Annotated in this window: 14 protein-coding genes and 1 riboswitch; of the genes, 5 read left to right on the top strand and 9 right to left on the bottom strand. The window is 61.5% G+C overall.

Features of this window, described 5'->3' with window-relative positions; genetic code table 11:
* Nucleotides 1-32: 32 nt before the first annotated feature.
* Nucleotides 33-815 (top strand): SDR family oxidoreductase, encoded by a 783-nt coding sequence (locus tag ACEPP2_RS07575; RefSeq protein WP_152341595.1) that lies wholly within the window; start codon nucleotides 33-35, stop codon nucleotides 813-815.
* An 81-nt stretch (nucleotides 816-896) separates the two neighbouring features.
* Here the strand turns inward: ACEPP2_RS07575 and ACEPP2_RS07570 are convergent, their stop codons facing one another.
* Together ACEPP2_RS07570 and ACEPP2_RS07565 are read right to left on the bottom strand one after the other, a co-directional pair.
* Nucleotides 897-1,100: a hypothetical protein gene (locus ACEPP2_RS07570; protein ID WP_395516222.1), complete on the bottom strand. Its 204-nt coding sequence runs from the start codon at nucleotides 1,098-1,100 to the stop codon at nucleotides 897-899.
* 9 nt (nucleotides 1,101-1,109) lie between these two features.
* Nucleotides 1,110-1,295 (bottom strand): hypothetical protein, encoded by a 186-nt coding sequence (locus tag ACEPP2_RS07565; RefSeq protein ID WP_052640714.1) that lies wholly within the window; start codon nucleotides 1,293-1,295, stop codon nucleotides 1,110-1,112.
* Between the two features lie 121 nt (nucleotides 1,296-1,416).
* On the opposite strand from ACEPP2_RS07565, the gene ACEPP2_RS07560 reads away from it, so the two are divergent.
* The 4 genes from ACEPP2_RS07560 to thiD all read left to right on the top strand — a co-directional run bounded on the left by ACEPP2_RS07560 (nucleotide 1,417) and on the right by thiD (nucleotide 5,575).
* Nucleotides 1,417-3,102 (top strand): glycoside hydrolase family 13 protein, encoded by a 1,686-nt coding sequence (locus tag ACEPP2_RS07560; protein WP_395516221.1) that lies wholly within the window; start codon nucleotides 1,417-1,419, stop codon nucleotides 3,100-3,102.
* 107 nt (nucleotides 3,103-3,209) lie between these two features.
* A riboswitch (TPP riboswitch) is annotated at nucleotides 3,210-3,304 on the top strand.
* 38 nt (nucleotides 3,305-3,342) lie between these two features.
* Entirely contained in the window at nucleotides 3,343-4,149 is an 807-nt protein-coding gene (thiM, locus tag ACEPP2_RS07555) for a hydroxyethylthiazole kinase (RefSeq protein WP_395516220.1), read from the top strand.
* Nucleotides 4,146-4,781, top strand: coding sequence for a thiamine phosphate synthase (gene thiE / locus ACEPP2_RS07550; protein WP_395516219.1), 636 nt, complete (start codon nucleotides 4,146-4,148; stop codon nucleotides 4,779-4,781). Before thiM ends, thiE begins: the two co-directional genes overlap by 4 nt.
* On the top strand, nucleotides 4,778-5,575 hold the full coding sequence (gene thiD, locus ACEPP2_RS07545; RefSeq protein ID WP_281977018.1) for a bifunctional hydroxymethylpyrimidine kinase/phosphomethylpyrimidine kinase: 798 nt from the start codon (nucleotides 4,778-4,780) through the stop codon (nucleotides 5,573-5,575). Before thiE ends, thiD begins: the two co-directional genes overlap by 4 nt.
* Before the next feature lie 57 nt (nucleotides 5,576-5,632).
* Here thiD and ACEPP2_RS07540 read toward each other — a convergent pair whose 3' ends face one another.
* The 7 genes from ACEPP2_RS07540 to ACEPP2_RS07510 all read right to left on the bottom strand — a co-directional run bounded on the left by ACEPP2_RS07540 (nucleotide 5,633) and on the right by ACEPP2_RS07510 (nucleotide 14,425).
* The gene (locus tag ACEPP2_RS07540) at nucleotides 5,633-7,126 is read right to left on the bottom strand and encodes an acetyl-CoA hydrolase/transferase family protein (protein WP_395516428.1); all 1,494 of its coding nucleotides are present in this window, start codon (nucleotides 7,124-7,126) and stop codon (nucleotides 5,633-5,635) included.
* Nucleotides 7,127-7,348: 222 nt separating this feature from the next.
* The gene (locus tag ACEPP2_RS07535) at nucleotides 7,349-9,619 is read right to left on the bottom strand and encodes an FdhF/YdeP family oxidoreductase (RefSeq protein WP_395516218.1); all 2,271 of its coding nucleotides are present in this window, start codon (nucleotides 9,617-9,619) and stop codon (nucleotides 7,349-7,351) included.
* A 224-nt stretch (nucleotides 9,620-9,843) separates the two neighbouring features.
* Nucleotides 9,844-10,566 carry an ABC transporter ATP-binding protein gene (locus ACEPP2_RS07530; protein WP_395516217.1) on the bottom strand — a complete coding sequence of 241 codons (723 nt, stop codon included), beginning with the start codon at nucleotides 10,564-10,566 and terminating at the stop codon, nucleotides 9,844-9,846.
* Nucleotides 10,563-11,309 carry an ABC transporter ATP-binding protein gene (locus ACEPP2_RS07525; protein WP_395516216.1) on the bottom strand — a complete coding sequence of 249 codons (747 nt, stop codon included), beginning with the start codon at nucleotides 11,307-11,309 and terminating at the stop codon, nucleotides 10,563-10,565. The genes ACEPP2_RS07530 and ACEPP2_RS07525 overlap by 4 nt, the downstream gene beginning before the upstream one ends.
* Nucleotides 11,306-12,313: a branched-chain amino acid ABC transporter permease gene (locus ACEPP2_RS07520; protein ID WP_395516427.1), complete on the bottom strand. Its 1,008-nt coding sequence runs from the start codon at nucleotides 12,311-12,313 to the stop codon at nucleotides 11,306-11,308. The genes ACEPP2_RS07525 and ACEPP2_RS07520 overlap by 4 nt, the downstream gene beginning before the upstream one ends.
* A 29-nt stretch (nucleotides 12,314-12,342) precedes the next feature.
* On the bottom strand, nucleotides 12,343-13,203 hold the full coding sequence (locus ACEPP2_RS07515; protein WP_395516215.1) for a branched-chain amino acid ABC transporter permease: 861 nt from the start codon (nucleotides 13,201-13,203) through the stop codon (nucleotides 12,343-12,345).
* Nucleotides 13,204-13,252: 49 nt separating this feature from the next.
* Nucleotides 13,253-14,425 carry an ABC transporter substrate-binding protein gene (locus ACEPP2_RS07510; protein ID WP_395516214.1) on the bottom strand — a complete coding sequence of 391 codons (1,173 nt, stop codon included), beginning with the start codon at nucleotides 14,423-14,425 and terminating at the stop codon, nucleotides 13,253-13,255.
* Nucleotides 14,426-14,496 lie beyond the last annotated feature (71 nt).

The following is a 14,496-nucleotide window of genomic DNA, read 5'->3' as shown; positions in this document are numbered from 1 at the left end:
CCTCAGCGATCGGGCGGAAATGGAGAGCCAACATGGAACTGCAATCTCGCGTGGCCCTGGTGACGGGTGCCGGATCAGGAATTGGCCGTGCATCAGCCATTACCCTTGCCGCTCAGGGGGCGAAGGTCGGCCTTCTCGGCCACACGCGGAAGGATCTGGAAGACGCTGCTACTGAAATCACCAGTCAGGGCGGGCAGGCCGTCGTCCTTGAGGCCGATGTTTCCGACGAGGCGCAGATGAGCAGCGCCGTAACACGCCTGATCGATGCTTTTGACCGCCTGGACATCGTTGTCGCCAATGCCGGCATCAACGGAGTGTGGGCCCCCATCGACACTCTCCAGCCCGATGAATGGGATCAGACGATCGCTGTGAATCTGCGCGGCACATATCTCACGCTCCACACGACCGTTCCCATCATGAAAGCGCGCGGTGGCGGGTCCATCATCATCGTCTCCTCCATCAATGGCAACCGGACGTTTAGTTCGCCGGGCGCCACCGCCTATTCGGCCACCAAGGCTGCACAGGTTGCCATCACGAAGCAGCTCGCGCTCGAACTGGGCAGGTACAAGATACGGATCAACGCCGTCTGCCCCGGCAAGATCGACACCGAGATCGATGACAACACCAGCATTCGTAATCCGGGCAAGACGGCCGTTCCCGTAGAGTGGCCGGAGGGCGACATCCCTCTGACCGAAGGCAGACCGGGCGCCTCTATGGATGTTGCTGACGTGATCCTGTTCCTCGCCTCGCACAGGGCGAGACATGTGACCGGCGTTCCGATCTACGTCGATGGCGGCCAAGGTCTGTTGCGATAACATGGGTCAGCCGCGAGCGGCGTAGAGCATGGTCCAGGAGAAACCGGCACCGATCCGTGGTGCCGGTTATCCCCATGTCGTCTAGTGGCTGCCGCCGCCTTTACGTACTGAGTCATGGGTATGATGGCTGTCATGTTCGCCACCTCCGCCCGAGACCTTGCTGCGGGAACGATCGTCTGGATCAGCCGACGGCTTCTTCAAGTCGAGTGGCGCCTTGGCGTTCTCGTGAGAGGAGCCGGGTCCTCCTTGCCGGATGCTGGCCGGCGTCTTTTGCGATGTAGACATGCAACGCTCCTAACGGTCCTGCTGGTAGCCTTGATGCGTGGTGTTCACCTTGCTGTTGCCCTGTTGGCCCTGCTTGTCGAAATTCTTTTCGCGTGGGTCGACGGGGCTGCCCTTGGAAAGGCTGGCGGCGGAACGCTCGCCGGTGCCCTTGTCGCTGCGGTTCTCGTCGGGGACGGGTGGGAGTTTGCTGTTCATGACGACCTCCTGTGCAAGTAAGTCGTATGGCTAACAGACAGGATGGCTCAATGTTCCGGCAAACGGGAACCGGCCCGCCAATCCTGCGTTGCGGATCGTGATGTTGATATCGGAGCCGCCCATGAAAGAGCTTGTCAACAAGCCAAAATCCCTCTCGATCATCGAGCGAAAATGGTGGCACGCGGCAACCGTCTACCAGATCTATCCGCGCAGCTTCTGCGACAGCAACGGCGATGGGATTGGCGACATTCCCGGCATCATCGGTCGGCTGGACTATCTGCAGTCCCTTGGCGTCACCGTTTTATGGCTGTCGCCCATCTACAAGTCGCCCATGGACGACAACGGATACGACATATCCGATTATCAGAACATCGCAGATGAATTCGGCACCCTCGCTGATTTCGACAAACTGGTCGCCGAGGCACGCCAGCGCGGCATCGGGATCCTTCTGGATCTGGTGGTCAATCATACCTCCGACGAGCACCCATGGTTCGTCGAGTCCCGCGGTTCGCGCGAAAGCCGCCTGCGCGACTTCTACATATGGCGGCCGCCGTCAGCCGATGGGGGCCCTCCCAATGATCTGACCTCGTCCTTCGGAGGTTCAGCTTGGACGCTCGATCCCCGCACTGGCGAATATTACCTCCACCTGTTTTCAAGGCGGCAGCCGGACCTCAACTGGAAGAATCCAGAGGTCAGGTCCGAAATCTACCGCATGATGAACTGGTGGCTTGATCGAGGTATTGCCGGTTTCCGGATGGACGTAATCGACCTGATCGGCAAGGAGGTCGATGCCGGCATCACCGCAGACGGCCCGCACCTCCATGATTACCTGCAGGAAATGAACCGCGAGACATTCGGAGAGCGGGACGTTTTGACAGTCGGCGAGGCCTGGAGCGCGACACCCGATTCCGCCCTGCTCTACTCAGGGCGGGACCGCAGGGAGCTCTCCATGGTCTTCCAGTTCGAATACGTCACCCAGAGTTGGGACGAGACCCACGGCAAGTGGCGACCAAAGCCCGTCGATCTGGTGAAGCTGAAGGCCGTCCTGGGCAAGTGGCAACATGCTTTGGCAGAAGACGGTTGGAACTCCCTGTTCTGGGGCAATCATGACCTGCCACGCGCCGTGTCACGATATGGGGATGCCACGGGATATCATGTTGAATCGGCCAAGATGCTGGCGACCGTGCTGCACCTGATGAAGGGCACGCCGTTCATCTATCAGGGGGAAGAGATCGGCATGACGAACGTCTCCTTTACGTCCCTCAACCAATACAAGGACATCGAAACCCTCAACATGCATCGTCTGCACGTCGAGGCGGGCCTTTCGACGGAGGATTTCATCCGCGGTGCCAATGAGAGCGGCCGCGACAATGCGCGAACGCCCATGCAGTGGAGCGCCGATCCCCACGGCGGTTTCACGACCGGCTCCCCGTGGATTGAGGTTAATCCCAACTACGCGACGCTGAATGCAGCCAGCCAGGTATCTGACGATCGATCGATCTGGGCGCATTACCGGGAACTCGTTTCGCTGCGCAAGCAGCATCCTGTCATCGTCTATGGTCGCTATCAGGCTTGGCTGGATCACCATCCCGACGTCTTCGTCTACACGCGCACGCTGGACGACGAGGAACTGCTGGTAATCGCCAATTTCACTCCTCGCACGATTACGATCGAACTTCCGGATGAACTCCACCGACGCGGTCGTCCCTTGATCAGCAATTACTCGCCGGTGGGGGAGGTTGGAGAGACCCTTGGCCTCGGGCCTTACGAAGCCTTCGCACTGCTCTCGTCCCGCCTCGCACCCTAGGTGCACCGGAGTGACCTCCGCCCGACGCGAGCCAGTGTGGACAGAATCCTGTCCCTTGCAGTCGAGACGCTTTCCAGAGTGACAACTGGCAGAATTCTTCCTAAGTTGGGAACAGACGGGGGCGTCCGCTGAAGCGGGCTGAGAAGCACCCTTTGAACCTGAACCAGATCATGCTGGCGGAGGGAGTCGCGGGTCGAGATACCGTTGCCTTACCTCGCTGGACGAAGAAAGGCGTTTCTCTTGACCGATTTTCCTTCCAGTTGCGGGACATTGCTGGAGGCGCTGCGCGCAAGCAACCCGCTCATCCAATGTATCACCAATGATGTGTCGATGAACATTGCCGCGAATGTCCTTCTCGCTGCCGGCGCATCTCCGGCGATGGTCAGCGCCGAGGAGGAGGCTGCCGAGTTTGCCCGAATTGCAGCGGCCGTCACGATCAATATTGGCACATTGTGGGCGGCTGACGTCCCAGGCATGAAAGGTGCCGCCGGCGCGGCAAAGGAGACAGGCAAGCCTTGGGTCCTCGATCCCGTGGCCCACTATGCCACGAGCTTTCGTCGCCAAGCTGTAAGCGAACTCCTTGATCTCCAGCCGACCATCATCCGGGGAAATGCTTCGGAAATCATGGCACTCGCTGGCCTTGAGAGCAGGGGACAAGGCGTCGACAGCCGTGACAGCAGCCTGGCGGCAGAAACGGCGGCCGTGGATCTTGCCCGACGCTTCGCCTGCGTCGTTGGCGTCACCGGGGAGATCGATCTCGTCACGGATGGACGTCGCCGCGTTTGGATCGAGGGAGGCTCGGCGCTCATGCCGAAGGTTACCGCGCTGGGCTGCGCATTGACCTGCCTTACCGGAGCCTTCGCCGCCGTCGCGCCGGGCCGGCCGCTGGAGGCGACCGTCGCCGCCATGACTTTGTTCGCCGTTTGTGGTGAGGATGCCAGCCACCGGGCCGAGGGCCCTGGCTCTTTCCCGCCCCTGTTCCTCGATGCGCTGGCGGCGATCGGCCCGCAGAGGCTGGAATCGGAAGCAAGGATACGAGCGGAATGAAGATTTTCGACCTGTCGCTCTATGTCGTCCTCGATCCCGATCTTTGCCGCTCGGTGGGCGTGGTCGAGACTGCACGCCTTGCCGCGGAAGGCGGCGCCACCATGATACAGCTTCGAGACAAGCGCGCCGACCGGACGAGCCTGATCGAGACGGGCAAGGCGCTCAAAGCTGCCCTGGCCGGATACGGAATAGCGCTGATCGTCAATGATGACGTAGAGGCCGCACTCGAGATCGGTGCAGACGGCGTGCATGTCGGGCAGGAAGACATGTCGGCAGCTGCGGCGCGGCTTGCCATCGGCGAGCGACTGATCCTTGGCCTTTCCGTCGAGACGGCACAATTGATGCGCGATGTGGACCCAGCTATCGTCGACTATGTCGGCGTTGGCCCGGTCTTCGCCACCGGGACCAAGCCGGATCACAAGCAACCAGTCGGCCTGGAGGGTCTCGCCCATATCGTATCCGTCTCACCGGTTCCGGCAGTCGCGATCGGTGGACTGAAGATGGAGCATGCCGCTTCGGTCATCGCCGCTGGAGCCGCCGGCCTTGCCGTCGTCTCCGCCGTCTGCGGCACGCCCGCTCCACGCAGTGCAGCCCGTGCCCTGATCCAGGAAATAGAAAAGGCGCGGCCATGATTGCGAACATTCTCTCCATTGCCGGCTCCGACCCGTCCGGCGGGGCAGGCATACAGGCCGATCTGAAGACTTTCGCGGCTCACGGTACCTATGGAATGGCGGTCGTGACCGCCCTCACCGCGCAGAACACGAAAGGCGTCTACGGCGTCCAGATCGTTCCGGCGGGCTTCGTTGCTGATCAGATCCGGGCCGTTTTCGACGACGTCCGCGTCGATGCCGTTAAGATCGGCATGATCGCAAATGCGGAAATCGCCGAGACCGTGGCCGACATCCTGTCCCGGCAGCCCGGCGTGCCGATCGTGCTCGACCCAGTGATGATTGCCAAAGGCGGCGCCTCGCTTCTCGCAGAACAGGCTGTCGCAGCGCTTCGGGATCGCCTCCTGCCGCTTGCCACGGTGCTGACGCCGAATCTCCCCGAAGCAGCCGCCCTTCTGGGAGAGCCAGAGGCGCGGGATCGCCATACGATGGCCGAGCAGGCGGAAGCGCTCAGAGCCCGCGGTGCCCGAGCCGTACTGGTCAAGGGGGGCCATCTTCCGGAGGATGAAAGTCCCGACGTCCTTGCCGATCCCGCGGGCCTGACATGGCTTGAAGGGCGGCGGGTCCAGACCTCCAATACCCATGGGACAGGATGTACGCTATCCAGCGCGATTGCTGCCGAACTGGGCAAGGGTAATGATGTCGTGGCCGCCGTCCGAACGGCCAAGCTGTACCTCGCATCAGCGATCCATCGTTCCGGGGAACTCGATGTGGGGTCCGGTCATGGCCCCGTGCACCATCTCCATGCCACCAGCTGAAAGCGCAGTCGGACGAAGCCTCGGCACCAATTACTTTGGCAGCGGGCCGATAGCTGGCTAGCTCTTGTGCATTGTCCCCGTCGCCTGAGCATGGATGTGCCAGGACAGCGCCTCTTCCAGGAGATGTGGCGTGTGGCCGCCGCGCGCGCAGGCGCGCTCGAAATAGCTCATCAGGGCTTCCCGGAAACTGGGGTGAACGCAGTTCTGGATGATTTCCCTTGCCCGCTCCCGTGGCGCCAGCTCGCGAAGGTCAGCGAGCCCGTTTTCCGTGACGATGATATCGACGTCATGCTCGGTGTGATCGACATGCGGCACCATGGGGACGATGGACGACAGCTTGCCGTCCTTGGCGAGCGACTTCGTGACGAAGATAGACAGGAAGGCATTCCGCGCAAAGTCGCCGGATCCGCCGATGCCATTCATCATGTGTGTGCCATTGACATGCGTCGAGTTGACATTGCCATAAATGTCGAGTTCCAGCGCCGTATTGATGCCGATCACCCCCAGCCGGCGGATGACTTCAGGATGGTTGCTGATCTCCTGCGGCCGGAGCACCAGGTGCTCCTTGTATTTGCGGAAGTCCGCAAAGACCCGGTCAGCGCACGCCGTCGAAAGGGTGATGGAGGATCCGGAGGCGAAGGCAAGCTTTCCCGCATCGAAAAGATCGAAGGTGCTGTCCTGCAGCACTTCACTGTACATGCGCAGGTGATGGAACGGGCCATCGGCAAGACCGGTCAGTACGGAGTTGGCGATTGTGCCGATACCAGCCTGCAGCGGTTGCAGAGTCAGGTCCAGCCTGCCTTTTTCGACCTCGTCCTCGAAGAACCGGATGAGGTGCGAGGCGATCGCGCTGGTGTCGGCATCCTGCGGCTCTATGGTTGACGCACTGTCCTTCTCGTCAGTGACTACGATCGCGGCGATCTTGTCGGGATCAATCGGCACGAATGGGAAGCCAACGCGACTGTCGCAGGTTACGACCGGGATCGGCACACGGGTTGGTCGCTTGCCGGGGAAGTAGATGTCGTGCAGGCCTTCCAGTTCAGCCGGCTGGCTGAGATTGATCTCGACGATGATCTTCTTGGCAAGAACCGCAAAGCTCGCGGAGTTGCCGACGGAGGTCGAAGGAACGATGTTTCCCTCTTCGGTGATGGCAGCAGCCTCGACAATGGCATAGTCGATAGGACCGAGCTGATTGGAGCGGAGGTGCTCCACCGTTTCTGATAGATGCTGATCGATGAACATCACTTCGCCGCGGTTGATGGCGGCGCGTAGGGTCCGATCCGCTTGGAAAGGCATGCGGCGGGTGAGTACCTTTGCCTCGGTCAGCATCCGGTCGACATCGTGGCCAAGAGACGCGCCGGTGATCAGCGTAATCTTGAAGGGTTCTGTGCGGGCGCGCGCTGCCATGGAGATGGGAACTGCCTTGGCGTCGCCGGCGCGGGTGAACCCGCTCATGCCGATGATCATCCCGTCCTTGATGAGGGCTGCCGCCTCCTCCGCCGAAACGATCTTGTCAAGGAGCGCGGGGCGGCGGATACGGTCGGAGATCATCTTCTCATCCTTCGATTTCATCCGGCCATTTATCGAGGGCCGGGCAGCCGTGTCAAAGACAGGCGACGACCGCCTGTCCAGGCGGCGCACTTTAGTGCCGGGAGATCCTCTGGCATTGACAAGTATCAAGGACCTGCAGCTGATCCTCCGGAGCCACCGAGGGCGCCGGCAAAGCGCGGCGTCCCGAGGTCCCGGAAGGTCAGGCCATCCTTGCAACAACAGTCACGGCAGGATTCGGACAGGCACAGCCTTCGACGCCGGTGTCTGGGACAGCCTCTCATGGAGTGAGAGAGGGATGAGCGGGTTGAGTTCCGGATAGTAGCCTGCAACGCAACCGTCGGGCAGCTGGAAAGGCAGGACCTTCAAGCCTTCCACTTTGCGCTCCCGGCCATCCTCGATATCCGTCTGCAACCCGACCAACTGGCCCTCTTGAAGACCGAGCTTTTTCATCTCCTTCGGGTTGATCAGCAGGACGTTGCGCGTCCCTTCGATGCCTCTCAGGCGGTCGCTGTAGCCGTAGATGGTCGTGTTGAACTGGTCGTTGCTGCGAAGGGTCATCAGGCGATAGCGGCCCTCCCGGTCCTCGAAGCCTGCCGCAGAAAGTGCTTCCGGTACCGTAAACTCGGCCTTGCCGCTATCCGTCTTCCAGATCCGCTCCCGCGCGCTGTTTCCCCGGTAGAAACCTCCCGGCGTGAACAGGCGCTTGTTGAAGTCGTGGAACTTGTCCGGGTAGGTCTCCTCGATCAGATCGCGGACCTTTCCGTAGTCGCCCCGCCATTCATCCCACTTCACCTTCGGATTGGGGGGAAGTGTGGCCTTCGCCATGCCGGCCACGATGGCGAGCTCTGACAATAGATGCTCGCTCGCCGGCTTGTGCTTGCCGACGGAGCCGTGGATGCAGCTCAAGCTGTCTTCCATGGAGACTGTCTGCGGCCCTGCCTCCTGCATGTCCACCTCGCTGCGTCCGAGGCAGGGGAGGAGATAGGCGACTTCGCCATTGATCAGGTGGCTGCGGTTGAGCTTGGTGGCAATCTGCACCGTCAGGCGCATCTTCGTCCACGCTGCCTCCATGACATCGTGATCGGGGATAGCACGGACGAAATTGCCGCCCAGGCTGACGAAGCCGCGGATGCTGCCATCGATAATTCCTTCACAAGCCTCGACGGTGTTCACACCCTTTTCGCGCGGCGGCTCGAAATCGAACATCTCCGCGAGCTTGTCGAGCGGAACCAACTCCGGCTTTTCAGAGATGCCGACCGTCCGCTGCCCCTGGACATTGGAGTGGCCCCGGACGGGGGAGATGCCGGTGCCGTCCCGACCGATATTGCCCTTCAGCAAGAGGAGGTTCACCAGCATGGCGATACTCTCGAAGCCGCCGACCTGCTGTGTCAGTCCCATGCCGTAAATGCCGATGACCCGTTCCGCATCCACGTAGACTTGTCCGGCGGCCTCCAGGGCTGCCCGCTCAAGCCCCGATTCCCGCTCGATCTCGTCCCAGCTGGTTGCACGTACCTTTTCCTCGAACGCACCGAACCCGCTGGTGTGCTGCTCGACGAAATCCCGGTCGATCACGTTGCGGCCCTGCTGCTTGGCTTCGTCATCCTTGGCGAACACGTGCTTGCACATGCCCATGATGGCCGCGATGTCGCCGCCGGTCTTGACCTGATGATACTGGCAGGAGATCTGCGTCTCCTTGCCCGTCAGCATCTCCGTCGGGCTCTGCGGGTTAATCATGATCTCCAGCCCTTTTTCGCGGACTGGGTTGAAGGTGATAATCTTGCAGCCGCGCTTGACCGCCGCCTGCAGCGGGTGAAGGAAGCGGGGGCTGTTGGAGCCGGTGTTCTGGCCGAAGAAGAAGATCGCGTCGCAGGTCGAGAAGTCACCGTAGACGGAGGTGCCGACGGAGGCTCCGATAACCTTCTTCAGGCCGACCGACGTGGTTTCATGGCACATGTTGGAGCTGTCGGGCAGGTTGTTGTGGCCGTAGAGCCGCGCGAAAAGCGCATAGAGATAAGAGGTCTCGAGGCTTGCTCGGCCGGACGCGTAGAAGACCACGGACTTCGGATCGAGCGCCTTCAGCTCCTGACCGATGGCGGAAAAGGCCTCCTCCCACGCACAGGGGACATAGCGGTCACTGTCGTGATCGTAGCGCATCGGATGGGTGAGACGGCCTTCCTGTTCGAGGTCGTGGTCCTTCCAGCCGCGTAACTCCGTAACTGTATGCTTGGCGAAGAACTCCGGCGTGCAACGGCGGGTCGTCAGCTCCCAGAGCGTCGCCTTGGCGCCGTTCTCGCAGAACTCGAAGGGGTGATGATCGGCCGGCTTCGTCCAGGCGCAGGAGACACACATGAAGCCTCCTGGTTTGTTCTGGCGACGCAGCGTATCGGCAACCGCCGGCGAGTTCAGCTCCTTGGCGAAGATGCGAGCGATCCCTCGCACCGAACCCCAGCCTCCAGCCGGGCCATCATAATGTACGGTCTCGTTCTTCGACATTGGCGTCCCCAGGTGAACAGATGGAACAGAATCCACCCCGCCGACCAGTGTCGACAGGCTGAGGGGGCAACCCGAAGAAGAGCCCAAGGTTCCGCATGTCGGCGGACTGGCGCCGGGGATGCAGGTCAGACATTCGTGATCAACGGATCTGGAAGAAAGGATGCTCGCTCGGAGCAAGGCGGTTCATGGTCCGGCGGCAAGTCGAGGAGATAATCCTCGCGCCGTCACGCCGGTGTCGCTGCCCGCCCTACTCCCAGGTGCTGCGCCATGACCTCATCATCGTCGAGCAGTTCGGCGCTCGTTCCGGAATAGACCACCGCGCCACGGTCCAGGATGATGGCGTCATCGGTCAGGGGCAGGATCTTGCGTGCCTTCTGTTCGATGATGATGGCCGACATCCCTTCTCCCTCGACGATCTGGCGAAGTGCGGCAAGAAGCTCGTCGACGATGATCGGGGCAAGTCCTTCGAGAGGCTCGTCCAGCAGGAGAAGCCGGGGATTGACCATGAGCGCGCGGGCCACGGCGAGCATCTGCTGCTCGCCGCCGGACAGTTGGCTGCCAAGGTTACGTCGCCGCTCTTCCAGGCGGGGAAACATGGAAAAGACCCGCGGCAGCGTCCAGGGGCCGGACCGCGCAATGGCGGTCAGGTTTTCTTCCACCGTGAGCGATTTGAAGATGTTGCGCTCCTGCGGGACCCAGCCGATTCCTGCCGCCACGCGGCGATCGGCGCGAAGGCGGGTGATGTCGCGCTCCAACAGCTTGATGCTACCCGAGTGGTGGGTGGTCAAACCGGCGATGGTGTCCACCAGGGTCGTCTTTCCGGTACCGTTCCTGCCGAGCAAGGCCAGCGTCCGGCCTTCGTCCATCGTCAGACTGATCCCGGCGAGGACGCTCGCTTCGCCGTAGCCGGCGACGAGGCGATCGATGACGAGCAGCGGCCGGTTCATGCATTCTCTCCGAGGTAGACCGCCTTGACCCGGGTGTCGCTGGAGATGTCTGCTACTGAACCTTCGGCAAAGACCGCTCCTGCGACAAGGACGGTAATCCGGCTCGCAAAGGAAAAGACGAGGTCCATGTCGTGCTCGATCAGCAGGACGGTCACGTCGCCCGGCAGGTCCGAGACGATCCTCAGCACTTCGTGACGCTCGTCTTCGGGAACGCCGGCAGCAGGCTCGTCGAGCAGAAGCACCTTCGGCTTCGACGCGAATGCCAGAGCGATCTCGAGAAGCCGCTGTTTGCCGTAAGGAAGCGTCGCCGTCCGGCTGCCCATAACGGCATCGAGGCCGAACCGTCCGAGCAGTTCCGCCGCCTCGTCGACTGCCGGCCTGTAGCTCGCAATCCCGCGAAAGAGATTGCCTCCGACACCGTCCCGCTCGCTGATCGCCAGCGCCACCGTCTCCAGCGGGGTGTAATCGACAAACAGCTGGTTGATCTGGAACGTACGCGTCAATCCCTTCTTCACCCGCTGATAGCCAGGCAGATCCGTGATGTCTTCGCCTCCCAGCAGAACCTGGCCTCCGGTCGGCTTGAGTACCCCGGTCAGCAGGTTGATAAGAGTGGTCTTGCCGGCGCCGTTCGGCCCGATCAGCGCGTGGCGGGCACCCTGTTCCACCTGTAGGTTCACATCATTGGTGACCACGAATGCCCCGAACCGGCATTTCAATCCCCTGGTTTCCAGTGCGATGGTCATGGCTTCATGCCTTTCAGCCGCGATAGCCGCTCCGGAAGGAAGTCGATCCAGTTGGACAGCCGATTGCGTCCTACAAGAACCAGGATGATCAGCAACAGCCCGATCCAGAACATCCAGTATTGCGGCGTGACCACGGACAGCCAGTCCCGCAGAAGCGTGAAGGCGATTGCGCCGAAAATGCCGCCGTATAGATAGCCGGTGCCACCGATGACCAATACGAGAAGGACATCGGCAGACCGGTGGAATGCCAGCACATCTGGCGAGACGAAGGAGGTCGTCTGCGTCAGGAGAGCACCGGCGAAGCCGGCCATGATCGCGGCGATCGTGTAGACGAGGATTATGCGGCGGCGGGCGGGAACGCCGACCATAGCCGCACGGACCGGGTTTGCCTTGATCGCCTTGAGGGACAGGCCGAAGGGTGAGAACGCAATCCGCCGCGCGATCATGGTCGAGACGAACAGCACCACCAGGCAGTAGATGTAGCCGTTACGGCCCCAAAGATCGAATTCGAACATGCCGAGGATGGGCCCCAGGCTGAAGCCGCTGAGCCCATCCGCACCGCCTGTCAGCCAGCCGAGTTGGTTTGCAGCCTCCGCCAACATCAGGGCGATGCCGAGCGTCGTCATCAACCGGGTGAGGTCGGAGCCGCGCAGGATGAGGAAACTTGTTGCATAACCCAGCAGCCCGCTAGAAAGCCCCGCTACCACCAAACCTACGACCGGCTCCGCGTAGTAATGACGCGCAACGAGACCCGCGACATAAGCTCCAACGCCGAAGAATGCCGTGTGGCCGAGGGAGACGATTCCGGCAAAGCCCAGTACAAGATCCAACGACACAGCGAATAGCGCCAGTATGGCGATTTCGGTCAGGATAAGCATCTTCGAGGGCAGCACGAAGATGGCGATGACCGCCGCAAGCCAGACGACCACCTCATAGATGCGGATGCGGCTGCGCTGGCGCACCAAGGATTGCGCCTGCTCCGAACCGAATACCGGTTCCGGCATCGGCTTGGAATGCTGTTCTGCCAGCATGCTCATCGCGCACCGCCCCGAGCAAACAATCCGCTCGGTCTTACGATCAGCATGATGATCATCAGGCCGTAGATCACGAAGGGCCCGATTGCCGGGACGTAATACTTGCCAGCCACGTCGGCGATACCGAGCAGGATGGCAGCAAGAAACGGCCCACTGACCGTGGAGGTGCCGCCAACGGCAACGACGATCAGGAAGTAGATCATGAACTTGAGGGGAAAGTTCGGGTCGAGACCAAGGATCTCCGCTCCCATGGCGCCGCCAAGCCCGGCAAGGCCGGAGCCGAAGGCGAAGGTGAGTGCGAACACCGCCGAGACATTGATGCCGAGGCCCATTGCCACACGACGATCATCCACGGCGGCACGAAGCCGGCTGCCGAACCGTGTCTTCGACAGGATCAGTTGAAGCGCGATCGCGAGGATCGCGCAGATAACGATGGTGAAGAGACGATAGCGGCCAATGCCGACGCCGAGCACCTCGGTCCGTCCCGAAAGCTCAGGCGGCAGCTGTATCAGTTGCTGCTGTCCTCCCATGATGTAGTCGGCCGCGGCAACGGCCATGAAGACGAGTCCGACCGAGAAGAGAACCTGATCGAGGTGGCTTGCCGTATAGAGGCGCCGGTACAGCGTCCGCTCCAAGATTGCTCCCAGAGCGGCGCTGACGAGAAACGCCGCCGGCAGGCACCAATAGAACAACAGACCGTATCGGTTCATCATCACGACGGTCACATACCCACCGGTCATGGCGAAGGCGCCATGGGCAAGATTGATGAAATTCATCAATCCGAGCGTGATCGTCAGTCCGCAAGCGAGGATGAACAGGAGCATGCCATAGGCGATGCCGTCGAACAGGATGGTCAGCATTGGCCCTCACGCGATTGGAGGGGCCGGCAAGCCAGCCCCTCGCTGTAACTCATTGTGCCGAGTTCGGATCGCGGATCTTCTCGTACTTGGTGAACTCGACGTTGTAGAGCTCACCATCGACTTCCTTCACCTCGCGGATATAGATGTCCTGGACGATGTCGCGGGTCTGCGGGTCGATCATGATCGGGCCGCGCGGGCTGGTCCATTCGGCGCCCTTCATGGCTTCGATGAGTTTGTGGCCGTCCGTGTCGCCACCCGTCTTTTCCAATGCCATGTAGGCGAGATGCATAGCGTCATAGCCGCCGACCGACATGAAGTTCGGGCGCATGTTGTTGTTCGACTTGCGGACCTCCTCCACGAAAGCCTTGTTTTCGGGGCTATCGTGGTTGGCGGAATAGAAGTGGCCGGTGATGACGCCCTTGGCCGCTTCACCGATTCCGTTCAAGAGGTCATCATCGGTGACGTCGCCGGTCGCGATCAGCTTGATCCCCGCATCCGCCAGGCCGCGTTCGACAAACTGTTTCATGAACAGCGAACCGATGCCCGAAGGCACGAACACGAAGACGGCATCCGGCTTGGCATCCCGGACGCGCTGCAGGAACGGCGCGAAGTCGGGGTTCTGGAGCGGTACTCGAACGGACTCGACGATCTCGCCGCCTTCCTTCTTGTACTGGTCGACGAAGCCCTTCTCGATGTCGTGGCCGGGGCCGTAATCGGTGACGAGCGTGACGACGCGCTTCAGCCCGTTCTCAACGGCCCAAGTTGCCACTGGCAGTGCGGACTGCGGGCCGCCCATGCTGGTCCGGACGAAGTAGTCGGACTGCGTCATGATCGCCGAGGTCGTTGCGGATGTGATGATTGCCGGGATCTTCGCCTGGTTCAGGACAGGAGCCACGGACATGGCAAGCGGCGTCAGACCGAAGCCCATCAGCATACTCACGCCTTCATTGACCACGAGTTCCTGCGCGATCCGGCGCGTCTGGTCGGCAGTTCCGGCATCATCCCGCAGGACGACCTCCACTTTCTTGCCGCCGGCCGTATCGCCGTTGATGGCCATGTAAGCCTTCACACCGGCTTCAACCTGCCGCCCCGTCGAGGCGAAGGGACCGGTCATCGGCAGGACGAGGCCGATCTTGACGACCTCCTGCGCATAGGCCGGCAGCACGGCCATCGCGCCTAAAGCGACGCCGGCTGCGGCAACGAATGTTCTTCTCGTGATCATGCCTTCTCCTCCTCTGGATCATGCGCGCGCCGGTGCGGCTGCTGCGAGCGGTTCACCTGTGTATGTCATCT

Source organism: Pseudorhizobium flavum (assembly GCF_044142885.1).
Taxonomy (GTDB): domain Bacteria; phylum Pseudomonadota; class Alphaproteobacteria; order Rhizobiales; family Rhizobiaceae; genus Neorhizobium; species Neorhizobium flavum.
The sequence above is the reverse complement of the archived record's forward strand: the minus strand, read 5'-3'. Positions and strand labels throughout refer to the sequence as shown.